At 38.7% G+C, this 12,470-nt stretch carries 14 protein-coding genes; 12 read left to right on the plus strand and 2 right to left on the minus strand.

Translation table 11 applies throughout. From position 1 onward, the window contains the following. The 6 genes from phoU to WAM07_RS16815 form a co-directional block, all read left to right on the plus strand. The coding region (gene phoU / locus WAM07_RS16790) for a phosphate signaling complex protein PhoU (RefSeq protein ID WP_422168558.1) at positions 1-571 on the plus strand (571 nt) is incomplete at its 5' end. Between the two features lie 170 nt (positions 572-741). After that, positions 742-891 carry a 50S ribosomal protein L33 gene (gene rpmG, locus WAM07_RS16795; protein WP_089749155.1) on the plus strand — a complete coding sequence of 50 codons (150 nt, stop codon included), beginning with the start codon at positions 742-744 and terminating at the stop codon, positions 889-891. 422 nt (positions 892-1,313) lie between these two features. Then, the gene (locus WAM07_RS16800) at positions 1,314-1,883 is read left to right on the plus strand and encodes a 5-formyltetrahydrofolate cyclo-ligase (protein ID WP_422168559.1); all 570 of its coding nucleotides are present in this window, start codon (positions 1,314-1,316) and stop codon (positions 1,881-1,883) included. Positions 1,884-1,976: 93 nt separating this feature from the next. Further along, positions 1,977-2,939: an L-lactate dehydrogenase gene (locus WAM07_RS16805; RefSeq protein WP_422168560.1), complete on the plus strand. Its 963-nt coding sequence runs from the start codon at positions 1,977-1,979 to the stop codon at positions 2,937-2,939. Between the two features lie 59 nt (positions 2,940-2,998). After that, positions 2,999-3,199, plus strand: coding sequence for a hypothetical protein (locus WAM07_RS16810; RefSeq protein WP_422168561.1), 201 nt, complete (start codon positions 2,999-3,001; stop codon positions 3,197-3,199). Between the two features lie 82 nt (positions 3,200-3,281). Then, a complete protein-coding gene (locus WAM07_RS16815; RefSeq protein ID WP_422168562.1) occupies positions 3,282-4,814 on the plus strand; it encodes a rhomboid family intramembrane serine protease in 1,533 nt (510 codons plus the stop codon). On the opposite strand, the gene WAM07_RS16820 is transcribed toward WAM07_RS16815, so the two are convergent. After that, entirely contained in the window at positions 4,808-5,668 is an 861-nt protein-coding gene (locus tag WAM07_RS16820) for a hypothetical protein (RefSeq protein ID WP_422168563.1), read from the minus strand. The two genes, WAM07_RS16815 and WAM07_RS16820, sit on opposite strands and share 7 nt — an antisense overlap. A 176-nt stretch (positions 5,669-5,844) precedes the next feature. Here WAM07_RS16820 and WAM07_RS16825 point away from each other — a divergent pair, with 176 nt between their 5' ends. The 6 genes from WAM07_RS16825 to WAM07_RS16850 all read left to right on the plus strand — a co-directional run bounded on the left by WAM07_RS16825 (position 5,845) and on the right by WAM07_RS16850 (position 12,288). Beyond that, positions 5,845-7,299: a spore germination protein gene (locus WAM07_RS16825; RefSeq protein ID WP_422168564.1), complete on the plus strand. Its 1,455-nt coding sequence runs from the start codon at positions 5,845-5,847 to the stop codon at positions 7,297-7,299. Between the two features lie 65 nt (positions 7,300-7,364). Next, a complete protein-coding gene (locus tag WAM07_RS16830; RefSeq protein ID WP_422168565.1) occupies positions 7,365-7,580 on the plus strand; it encodes a YqgQ family protein in 216 nt (71 codons plus the stop codon). Continuing rightward, the gene (locus tag WAM07_RS16835; protein WP_422168566.1) at positions 7,581-8,537 is read left to right on the plus strand and encodes an ROK family glucokinase; all 957 of its coding nucleotides are present in this window, start codon (positions 7,581-7,583) and stop codon (positions 8,535-8,537) included. Positions 8,538-8,814: 277 nt separating this feature from the next. Beyond that, entirely contained in the window at positions 8,815-10,695 is a 1,881-nt protein-coding gene (locus tag WAM07_RS16840) for an LTA synthase family protein (protein ID WP_422168567.1), read from the plus strand. 124 nt (positions 10,696-10,819) lie between these two features. Beyond that, positions 10,820-11,506, plus strand: a complete 687-nt coding sequence (locus tag WAM07_RS16845; RefSeq protein WP_422168568.1) for an ABC transporter ATP-binding protein — start codon at positions 10,820-10,822, stop codon at positions 11,504-11,506. Positions 11,507-11,520: 14 nt separating this feature from the next. Beyond that, on the plus strand, positions 11,521-12,288 hold the full coding sequence (locus tag WAM07_RS16850) for an ABC transporter permease (protein WP_422168569.1): 768 nt from the start codon (positions 11,521-11,523) through the stop codon (positions 12,286-12,288). A 101-nt stretch (positions 12,289-12,389) separates the two neighbouring features. On the opposite strand, the gene WAM07_RS16855 is transcribed toward WAM07_RS16850, so the two are convergent. Next, positions 12,390-12,470, minus strand: an 81-nt coding sequence (locus WAM07_RS16855; protein ID WP_422168570.1) for a DUF2759 family protein, incomplete at its 5' end; no start/stop codon positions are given.

The raw sequence follows: 12,470 nt of genomic DNA on the forward strand, positions 1-12,470 counted from the left end.
AGACAATGCCATTCATATCTTGTATCAGCAAGACATTGAAGCTGCTAAAAATATCATTACAAATGATGCACTTATAGATGCTCAGGAAGAAAGGATAAATAATTTTGTCCTTCTGACCATTGCTAGGCAGCAACCCGTGGCGAAAGATTTAAGAAAGCTAATCACAGCATTAAAAATTTCATCTGATTTAGAACGTATGGCTGATCATTCGACCAATATTGCTAAAGCTACTATTCATTTAGGTGAAGAGCATAATATTACGATTGATCCACAGTTAAGAGAGATGGCTGTTTTAGCAATGGATATGGTTGACTTAGCTGTTAAAGCTTTTGACCAAGAGGATATATCCTTGGCAGATAAATTAGGAGAAATGGATGATGTTCTTGATGCAAAATGCGGGGAACTTATTAAGAACCTCCTTGAAATGACTGCCATTAACCAGGAGCAGGTCCAACACGTAATGCAAATGGCATATATTACTCGTTATATCGAACGATTTGGAGATCATATAACAAATATTGGTGAAAGCATCTTTTTTCTCGTCAAAGGGGAGCAATATGATTTAAATTAGAAAGTATATTCTCTTACCTATTTAATGGAAAGAAATTTGCTTTTATTTTCAGCTCCAGATTTATTCTGAGGCAAAAATTAACCTTGCACGTGAAAGTTAATTTTGTTACTATTATTAAGTCTCTTAATATGAAAAATATAGTGAAAGACAGAATGATGGAGGGATAGACAATGCGTGTAAACATTACACTTGCTTGTACTGAAACAGGTGACCGTAATTATATTACTACAAAAAACAAACGTAAAAACCCTGAGCGTTTGGAACTAAGTAAATTTAGTCCTCGTCTAGGTAAACACACCTTGCACCGTGAGACTAAATAAAACAGTAGGATTATTTCCTACTGTTTTTTTTATATTATTTATTTTCAGTAAAGCTCCAGATTGTTTAAGACTCAGTTTCGAGACAATTGGCCCGTTACTGAAATGGGGACGAGGGTTGGTTGGGAAATAACTCGTCTTGTTCCATCACCCAGACACTCGAGACATAAGTCCTTCATCAACGGACGGAAAAACCACCATCCTTTTGATGCTCGGCTTATGCTGTTCGTGTCTTTCGGGGCGATTCCACATTTGAACACTTTCCTATGGTCCTACACGACGTAGGATCGATCGGCGTTGCCACAGGATGTGGCGACTTTTACCACGAGCCTCCTCGCTCGTTTTCCCGAGCTGATTAAGACTTTTCAAAGTCAGCTGTTCATTTTATTTTTGAAGATAGCCTGTTCTAAAAGGAGATTGGGGTTATGGATAAAAAAGAGTGGAGAAGATTAGGTAAGCAAACATTGAATAACCTTTCCAGAGATAATAAAGATTCAATTCAAACGGCTCTATATCAGCATTTATTCAAAAGTGATCTATGGAAAAATGCGAAAACGATAGGGATGACTATATCTCAGGAACATGAATGGTCTACATATCCTATTATTAATCAAGGGTGGAAGGAGCATAAGCAGGTAGTTGTCCCAAAATGTATTCCTAAGACCAGAGAGATGGATTTTTATAAATTGGAAGATTATGGTCAGTTGGAAACCGTTTATTTTGGATTGAAAGAACCAAATCCTGCTGCTGCAGAGAAGGTAAAAAAGAAAGAGATTCATTTACTTTTAGTTCCAGGCATGCTTTTTGATAATTATGGTTATAGAATAGGTTATGGCGGTGGGTATTATGATAGGTTTTTAGAGGAATTTGATGGAGAGACGATCATGATCGCTTCAGAGGCACAAAAGGTCTCTTCTCTGCCGATAGAGAAGTTTGACCAGAGAGTAGATCATATTCTTACGGAAAAAGGGTTATCTAAAACCAGACAGCCTTAACAAAACGTTCATAAAGATTGAGGGTGCGGATCCCATAATTTTTATTGTATGATTTACAATGAGTATAATAAAATATTCAAGGGAGTTGATGGCATGGAACGAGTAAACCGAGTCGCCCTGATAGGTACAGGTGCCGTTGGGTCTAGTTATGCATTCGCCTTATTGAATCAAGGCGTTGCAGATGAATTAGTACTTATTGATTTAAATAAGGAGAAGTCTGAAGGAGATGCCATGGATTTAAATCATGGATTAGCTTTTGCACCTTCCAATAAGAAAATCTGGTTTGGTAGTTATGAGGACTGCAGTTCAGCTGATATCGTGGTCATTACGGCCGGAGCTAACCAGAAGCCCGGGGAAACTCGTTTAGATCTTGTTGAAAAAAACACATCCATCTTTAAATCCATTGTTGAATCCGTCATGTCCAGCGGATTTGATGGTATTTTCTTAGTTGCTACAAATCCAGTGGACATTCTAACTTATATGACTTGGCAGTTTTCAGGGCTTCCAGTCCATCGAGTAATTGGATCAGGAACAATATTGGATACTGCTAGACTGAGATTTCAATTAAGCGAGTACTTCGAAGTGGATTCGAAAAATATTCATGCTTACATTATGGGAGAGCACGGAGATTCTGAATTACCCATTTGGAGCCATGCTAATGTAGCGGGGCGTTCTATATTTGATCGCATACATGATCATCCTGAAAAATATCATGTAGAGGATCTCGACTCCATCTTTGCACAAGTGAGAGATGCTGCCTATCATATTATTGAGCGTAAAGGGGCTACTCACTACGGGATAGCCATGGGGCTCGTTCGCCTCACCCGTGCCATACTGCACAATGAGAATGCTGTATTGACTATTTCAGGCTATCTACAGGGAGAGTATGGAGAAGAGGATTTGTATATAGGTGTACCGGCCATTATTAATCGTAAAGGGATAAAAGAGATTATTCAGTTAAACCTTGATCATGAAGAGAAGCAAAAATTCAGCCGTTCCGCATCTATCCTGAAAGAATCAATGGGACCTGTCTTAAATAAATATAAGGATGCATAACGAGTGTAGATCTGGTGAAAATAGACTCATCAACTAATGTTTAAAATGAGGTGGATGAGTTGCACCCAATTCTGAAATGGACTTTGTTAGTGATCTCCATTCTTTATGGAGCTTATAAGTTTCGTTATCGTTTGCTGGATATTGTTACAAAAGTACCTCTACTTAGAAGAGGTATGGTTAAAACTTCTATGAGTGTTCCATGGGTAAGAAGAAAGTTGCTTGCCCAGATGTTTCATAGACCTGACTCTAAGCTGCCATAAAGGCAGCTTTTTTTGTCAATCGTACTTATGGCGATGGTTGAATTCATCATGATATGATAAAGAGTATCAAGGAGGTGAGTCTATGTTTATCGAACAGGATTTTTATTTCTGGAAGGTAACTCATGATCTTGTACTGAATCAAGGGTTTGAAGTTCTTCATATTAATACAGAACATAAAGAAGCTTGGCTTGAGTACTCAGGTAAGTGGAAGAACCACGTGATCCGAATCAAATATAAGCAAATTAATTGGAGAAATGAACTAAAAAGAGATCTTCAAGTTACATATCAACAGTTAAAGCAAAATCGGCAAATTTATCGCGGCGGAAATGTTATTCTGCATACGATTTATGTATCTGAATTTCCCCCAGTTGAGGAATGGGAAAATGTAGTTTCAGAAATGAACAAAGATAAGAAGTTAAACGTTCACTTATATTATTTTTCAGACGAGAATAAAGATAATGAACGGAAGCGGTTTTATGAAGCTTTAAGACTCGAGGAACCTATGCTGGAACAAAGAATATCGCATAATGAAATGGAAGCCATGATTCCATATTTAAAGCAGCAAATTGTGTCGAGTCATCGGAAAAAGCAGCAAGAAGTACAGTCTTTATTTCAATTCGGCAAACCTCAGATGACTTACATTTTACTGGCTGTAAATATTCTTCTATTCATGTTGGTAGAATCTCAGGGGAGTACGACATCTGTTTCTACATTGATTGAATTCGGCGCAAAGTATAACCCGGCCATCATGGAAGGTGAATGGTGGCGAATAGGATCCTCCATGTTTCTTCACATAGGTTTGCTTCACCTCTTGATGAATATGCTCGCTTTGTATTATATCGGCATCGCGGTTGAACGCATTTATGGAACCTGGCGTTTTTCCGTGATCTATCTATTGGCCGGTATTTTTGGAGGAGTTGCAAGTTTCATGTTAAACCCTCACGTAGCGGCCGGTGCTTCCGGGGCTATTTTTGGATTATTTGGTGCTTTGCTGTATTTTGGAGTTCGTCATAGACAATTGTTTTTTAAAACAATGGGTTGGAATTTAATATTCGTTATTGTGTTAAATATTGCTTTTGGAATTATGGTTCCTCAAGTCGATAATGGCGCACATATGGGAGGGTTAATTGGAGGTTTTATCGCTTCCACTGCGTTTAATCTTCCTAAGCGAAACGAGAAGTTGATCCAGGGCATTGCTCTTACTTGCTATATCGTTATTCTCGGCATGATGGCCTTCATAGGAACTGAAGGGATGTTTAACGATGGAGAGAGAATGGGGCAAGTACAGCAAACACAAGATTTGAACGAAAGTGGAGATTACACCCAGGTGGTTTCGATAACCACTGAAGCTTTAGCTGATCCGGGTAGATATGAAGCGGAATTAAGGTTCAATCGCTCCTACGCTTATAATCAATTAAGTAAACCTGAAAAAGCGATGGAGGATTTAAAAAAAGTCGTTGAGCTCTCCCCTGATATGGGGGAGGCTCATTATAACTTAGCTCTGCTTTATCAGCAAAAGGGAGAGAAAAACAAGGCTATCAAGCATGCCCGAACAGCAGTAGATTTAAGGCCTGAGAATCAGGATTTCCAGGAGTTAACCGAGGAGCTTCAATAGTACTGAATTAATTGATGTTTTTTTCCTGTATCATCTTCAAACAGGACCATTAAATGTTTGCCATTGTTATCAAAAAGAATTAATGGAATATAACTTTGAATAGGATGAGACGATTCTGCATCGGAAATCCCCAAAATATAATTTTTGTATAGTCCTTCCCATAGCTGACCTTCTATACGTTCGTAGTTTTCTTCTGTTGTCCCCGGGAAGGGTTTTCCTTTAAACTCGCCGAGGTGTGTTAAAGGTACAAGGGTATATTGATTTTTAGGAATTTGATAATACCGGAGCAGTTCGTTCCACTGGGCTTCGATTTGCTGTGTGATGCTATGGTCCAGTGTCTCTTTCCACTCTTTTTCTTCAGGAGTGGAAGGTACATGAAAGGAAGACCGTTTGGTTAGCGGTGAATCAATTACATAAAGAGTGGCGTTTGAAGTAGCCTGGATACTTTGAATTGGTTTTTCTCCTTCATGAATTTCCCCATGGTGAAAGCTAATCGCCTCATACCTCTTACTATCCTCTCCATGAAGGCTGGTTTTTTTTTCTATTACAGAAGCATTTTCCTTCCACTTATTCATGATGCCTTTTAACCTTCCATTAACATATAATAACGATACGTCTTGTCTTAAATACATAGATTGATTGCTATCCGAAAACATCTCCCATTTTATTTCGTACTCATCTTCATCCTGTGGAGATTCAAATTCCAATTTAGTGTCATAAGAACTGAAGGTGCTTGCTTGAGCCAGCGGGAAGTATTTGATAACAGCATCATCTCTGAAATAACTTGAATAAAGAGCTAGTACAATCACGAATACTAATGGACCCAATACCCAGTACAGCCATACTTTTTTCATAAGGTCACCTCCTTCGTCACCTATTCAGTATTTAAGCAGTATATAGATAGTTATGAAGAAAAAGAGGAGGACATGCGTCAAAAGTTAAGTATGCTTGAACCCAATTTGTTTATATAAGTATGTTTTCTTGAATTTAACAAAAGCTAACTTCTATGAGGAATGGAAGAAGGTGCGACATGGAAGAGAAGCAACTTTTGTTTGATAATTATGAAAAGAATGTGGCCTACCTCCGCGATCGTCTAGGGGTTGAAGAAAGCTTTGATATGATTCATCTAGACCTTGTTTATGCAGGCAGAGGTATGTCTCTATTTATGGTCGATGGTTTTGTTAAAGACGATATTCTTCACTATTTAATGAAGCTTCTTTCAAAACTGGACCCTGACCAATTAGATCCTGACCCTTTAACTAAGCTCCTGGAGACACACCTTCCTTATATTGAATTAGATAAGGAAAAAGATCTTAATAAAGCAGCGGACACAGTTTTAGCGGGACCTACGGTGTTAGTGGTAGAGGGTATGGAAGAAATCATAATAATTGATGCCCGGACCTACCCTGTTCGCGGTCCTCAAGAACCTGATTTAGAAAGAGTAGTCAGGGGTTCAAGAGATGGGTTTGTAGAAACCATTGTTTTTAATACGGCTCTTACGAGAAGGCGGATCAGAGATCGATCATTGCGTATGGAATATACTCAAATCGGTCGTAGATCACAAACAGACGTCTGTTTATGTTACTTAAAGGATATTGCAGATCCTGAACGCATTGAGCATTTGCAGAGAGTACTTCAAGAAATAGATACTGATGCTCTGCCAATGGCTGAAAAAACAATTGAAGAGTTTATAAGCGGCCAGCATTGGAATCCTTATCCAGTCATTCGCTATACAGAGAGGCCTGATACAGCAGCAGCACATCTTTATGAAGGACATATTCTTATCATTATAGATGGTTCTCCTAGCGTTATGATAACTCCGGCAACTTTTTGGCACCATCTGCAGCACGCAGAAGAGTACCGTCAGAAACCACTTGTGGGAGCCTACCTGCGATGGATCAGATTCATTGCGTTTATTTCTTCAATTTTCATTCTGCCTCTTTACTTTTTGTTTTCCATGCAGCCTGACCTTCTGCCGGAAGACTTATCGTTCATTGGACCGACCGACTCTGGGATTGTGCCTCTCCTTTTACAATTTTTAATTGCAGAAGTAGGCATTGATATGCTAAGGATGGCTGCTATTCATACACCTTCTTCACTGGCTACAGCACTCGGACTTGTGGCAGCTATTTTAATTGGGCAGGTGGCTGTTGATGTAGGGCTTTTCTCGAGTGAAGTAGTATTGTATTTATCATTGGCAGCTATAGGTACTTTTGCGACCCCAAGTTATGAAATTGGACTTGCCGACCGATTATCGCGACTTGCATTATTGCTCATTACAGGTTTTTTTGGAGTAAAAGGATATGTCATAGGAGTAACACTTTGGTTAATTTACCTATCACGTATGCAGACATTTAAAACACCTTATTTATGGCCTTTTCTTCCTTTTGCCTGGAAACCTTTTCGAGATGTACTCATCCGTTCTCCGATCCCCTTGAAGAATAGACGACCGGCTTTCTTGCATCCAAAAGACCCTGACCGATGAATAGGTCAGGGTTTTACATTTTAATTCCCCGCTGCTATTGATATAATGAATTAGGTGATAAAATAATGAAAACGATTTACGATATTCAACAGCACTTAAAAAAGTTCGGTACTTATATTTATGTAGGCAATCGCCTGGCTGATTTAGAGTTGATGGAAGATGAAGTAAAGGAGCTTTATCGCTCCCAGTGTATGGAGAAAGAAGATTTTCAAATGGCTCTTTTATTATTAAGAGGAGAAATAGCAAAGGAAAAAGATCGCCAGCAAGGGGAGGAACGTTAAATGGAAAAAAATATTTTTCTTGCCGCTGATATCGGCGGTACTACGGTGAAACTCGCAGTGATTAAAGACAATGGTGAAATTGTTAAAAAATGGGAAATTAATACAGATAGAGAGAATGGTGGAGAGAGGATCCCTGAAGATATTCACCATGCCTTGGAGGCATCTTTAGAAGAGTTACATATTGATAAGAAGCAAGTCGCTGGTATTGGTGCCGGAGCACCAGGTTTTGTTGATCCAAATAGCGGTTTTATCCACGAAGCAGTAAATATCGGCTGGAAAGACTATGATTTTGGTGCCATATTAAGTGAATTGACCGGTTTTCCTGTATGGGTGGATAATGATGCCAACCTTGCAGCTCTGGGAGAAAAGTGGCTGGGGGCTGGTGAAGGAGCTCAAGAACTTATTGCTGTAACCTTAGGCACTGGTGTTGGGGGAGGTATTATAGCTAATGGCGAGATTTTAAACGGAGTTAATGGTACCGCAGGTGAAATTGGCCATATTACAGTAGTACCTGAAGGTGGTGCTCCTTGTAATTGCGGTAAAACTGGCTGCTTGGAAACGTTAGCTTCAGCTACAGGAATTGTTAGATTAGCAAAGGAGAGTATCGAAACTACTCCTGCAAGCATCTTACGAAACATCCCGTCTGATCAGCTGACAGCAAAAGATGTTTTTGAAGCTGCACAGCAGGGAGATGAAGCGGCAGAAACGGTGATTAACAAAGTTACGGACCTACTGGGAATGACGATCGCCAATCTTGCTATTGCGATTAATCCTGAAAAAATTGTGATAGGTGGGGGAGTTTCACAGGCGGGAAGCCAATTACTGGATCCCTTGAAATCAGCTTATAAAAAGTATGCTTTGCGAAGAACGTTTGAAGCAACAAGCTTTGATTTGGCAAAGTTAGGTAATGATGCTGGAGTAATTGGAGCGGCATTTTTAGTTAAGGCTAATCAATAAAAGGTGGAGCTGACTAAGCTCCACCTTTCTTTTCATATGATAACAGCTCCCATACATATATTGGATAATGTCGGGTGGATTACTTACGCTTAACAATCAGCTAACAAATTTCTTAAAACCTACTTTTTTTGAAACTTTTGTGATAGAATTTTCGTCATATACAATGAAACTGTTTAATAAAACATTATAAGTGGAATTTGTAAAGGGAGTTAGAAGATCTGGTTAAATAAAAGTAAGAGAATTAACCAGAGGGGTGTATTTTTGAGGAGGAACCAACATGCAAATGAATAAGTTTCGCATGCCTTTATTTATAATAGCTACGATTTTATTTGGAATAAAGACATATTTAGTGTACAGGTTTATGTTCGACTTATCCATTGAAAATCCATTGCAGGAATTTATTCTGCTGATAAATCCAATTGCGAGTGCCTACCTCATTTTTGCTATAAGTGTTTGGCTCAATCCTGCACAACAGATGAAATACTTGAGATGGACCTCTCTAATTGGATCACTTATCCTGTTTATTAATCTAATATTCTATCGGAATTTTACAGACTTTATTACAATTCCGGTTCTTTTTCAAGGAAATAATGCAGCAGACCTCACGGGAAGCTTTTTAACGCTTCTGCACATGCAGGATGTGCTTCTGTTTTTGGATGTTGCAATAATTTGGTATTTAAGTAAAAAGAAATTTGGTTTGTCCATTAATTTACCGCGAACTGGTAAAATTGCAGCTACAGCTGTTACTTTCCTCCTGCTAGCAGGAAATGTAGTACTCGCTGAAATGGAACGACCTATGCTTTTTGTACGCGCTTTTGACAGAGAATATTTGGTGAAGAATATTGGCGTCTACAACTACCATCTATACGATGCTTCAATGCAAACTAAAACAAAAGCTCAGCGTGTACTTGCGGACGGCAGTGAAATCAGCGAAATTGAGTCGTATTTAGATAACAACTCTCCGGATGGTAATAACGAAGATGTACCATTATACGGAATTGCAGAAGATAAAAATGTAATTTTTGTCAGTGTGGAATCTTTTCAGAACTTCTTATTTGACTCTGAAATTAATGGTACAGAAGCAACCCCTTTCCTAAACGATTTAAAAGAGAGTAAAGATACCATCTGGTTTAAGAATTTTTATCACCAGACCGCACAGGGGAAAACATCCGATTCAGAGTTTATCATTGAAAATTCTTTGTATCCACTCGGAAGAGGAGCCGTCTATTTTACACATGCACAGAATGAATACCATTCCCTTCCCGAAATTTTAAATAATGAGAACTATGAAACCTCTGTATTCCACTCAAATAATAAAAGTTTCTGGAACAGGGATGTTATGTACGACAACCTTGGTTACGATCAATTTTATGGTGAACAATCCTTTGAAGTCACGCCGGAGAATTCGTTTGGCTGGGGACTTGAAGATAAAGCTTTTTTTGATCAATCCATTAAGTACTTGAAAGAACAGGAGGAGCCTTTCTACAGCAAGTTTATCACATTAACGCATCACTTCCCTTTTGAACTACCTGAAGAAAAAGCGAATATTGATCAGTATGATTCTGGCTCTAAGACTCTGAATCATTATTTTCAAACAGCACGCTATACGGATGAAGCATTGCAGTCATTCTTCCAGGAGCTAAAGGCTTCAGGTATTTATGAAGATTCAATCATTGTTTTAATGGGGGATCACTACGGAATTAGTGAATTTCATAATAAAGCAATTGGAGAATTTCTAGGAAAAGAAATTAATGCTTATGAGCACACTCAACTTCAGCGAGTACCCTTCATGATTCATATTCCAGGATATGAAAATGGAGAAGTACGTGAAGAGGTAGTGGGGCAAATTGATGTTAAACCTACCCTGTTACATTTATTAGGGATTAACAATGAAGAGGACCTCACCTTTGGAGACAACATGTTTTCAGAAAAAGGAAAGGACTTCATTGCTATGAGAGATGGAAGCTTTGTGAGTGAAAAATATATCTTCGCCGATGGAACTTGCTTTGACCGTGAGAGCGGAGCCCCTTTAGAGGGAGAGAAAGCAAATCAATGTACTCCTATTAAAGAGAAGGTCGATCAGGAACTACAGTATTCAGACAACATTATTTACGGTGATTTGTTCCGGTTTTATGATTTCGGAAAGAGTGAAGATTAATAATAGTAAATCTAAGAGCCGTCATGAAGTTTCTCATGATGGCTCTTTTATATTTAATCACATATTTTTTGTGCTATCAGGGTAAGGATACATACATAATCATTATTTAAAGAGAGGGTATGTCATGTTTCGTTTTGAGAAAGTCAGTCAAGATCCATTAACTAACCTTACATTTACGATCAAAAAGAAAGAAAAAGTAATCCTGTTTGGCCCTTCAGGCGCAGGAAAAAGTACTTTGTTATATTTATTTAATCGTTTAAGTGAGCCCGATAGTGGCACCATCTATTTTAATGGAAAATCAATTAAAGATTATTCGGTAACTGAGTTAAGAAAAAATGTAGGGCTGGTACTTCAGGCTCCTCACCTTTTTCCAGGCACAGTATTAGATAATCTGAAATATGGTCCTTCGTTATTCGGGGAGTGGGAACAAAAAAATGCTGAGACCTTACTTGAATATGTACAGCTTCCATCCTCCTATCTTCATAAAGATGTAAGCCAGTTGTCCGGTGGCGAAGAGCAGCGTGTATCATTAGCCCGTACACTTGCAAATTCACCTGAGGTTCTGTTACTTGATGAGCCGACGAGCGCCCTTGATTATCAAACTGCTGAAGAAATTGAAGAAGTGCTCGAAGGATTAATTAAGGAACATGATATGACTATGGTGATGGTCACTCATAATTTGAATCAGGCTCGAAGACTGGGTGACAGAGGTCTCTTTATTATGGATGGTAATCTTCAGGAAGATGGAACGATTCCCGATATGCTTGACCACCCAAAAAACGAAAAACTGCTTAAATTTATTGAAGGATAGAGGATGTGAACGCTTTGACGCCAGAAGTCTCAAATCAGTCTTTGTTTTTTCTTATCATTTTTGTTGTTATCCCTTTAACCCTCTCGTATTTTTACCAATTAGGACTGGGTAAAAATGTGTTATGGTCTGCTTTCAGGGGCACTGTTCAGTTATTTGCAATTGGATACATATTGACTTATTTATTTGATCTGCCTGCCAATGTGGGGATCCCCTTAATGGTGGGAATAATGATTATTATTGCTGCCTTTCATGCCAGACAAAAAGGAAAAGAGCTTCCCTACGTATTACCTGTCATTTTTATAAGTCTCATATTTGTAGAGGGGTGTGTCCTCACGATGTGGCTGGTCTTTGACATGGTACAATTCCGTCCGTCAGAAGTTATTCCTATGAGCGGGATGGTGATTGGGAACAGTATGGTAGCCATGGGACTGGCATTAGAAAGAATGAAAAGTGAATTTCGAGATAACAATGGACGGCTGCTCGCTGCGCTTTCACTGGGAGCTGAGCCAAAACAAGCCTCCCATTTGATTGTACAAAGAACGCTGCATGCTGCTCTGATTCCAAACGTGGATCGTTTAAAAACCATTGGACTGGTACAACTGCCGGGAATGATGACTGGTTTAATACTGGGAGGGGTTGAACCAGTAATGGCTATTAAATATCAGCTGGTTATATCCTTAAGTATTTTTTCCTCAGTATCCATAAGCGCTATGTTTGTAACTCTCGCTATGTACAGGTATTTCTTTAATAAAAACAAACAGCTTATTGAACCTGGAGAGTAATCATTTAGTATCATTTAAAGATGCTTGTACAGAACGTACAAGTATTGTGAAACATAAAAAAAGTGTGATACTTAAAATAAGTATCACACTTTTTTAGTTCATTAACTGAAAAGGTTGGAATAAATTGTCATTACTGAGAACCAACCAAACATCAATGCTGATGCACCAGCAAATAAGACGGC

It is taken from the genome of Halobacillus sp. (assembly GCF_049282395.1).
Classification (GTDB): Bacteria; Bacillota; Bacilli; order Bacillales; family Halobacillaceae; genus Halobacillus.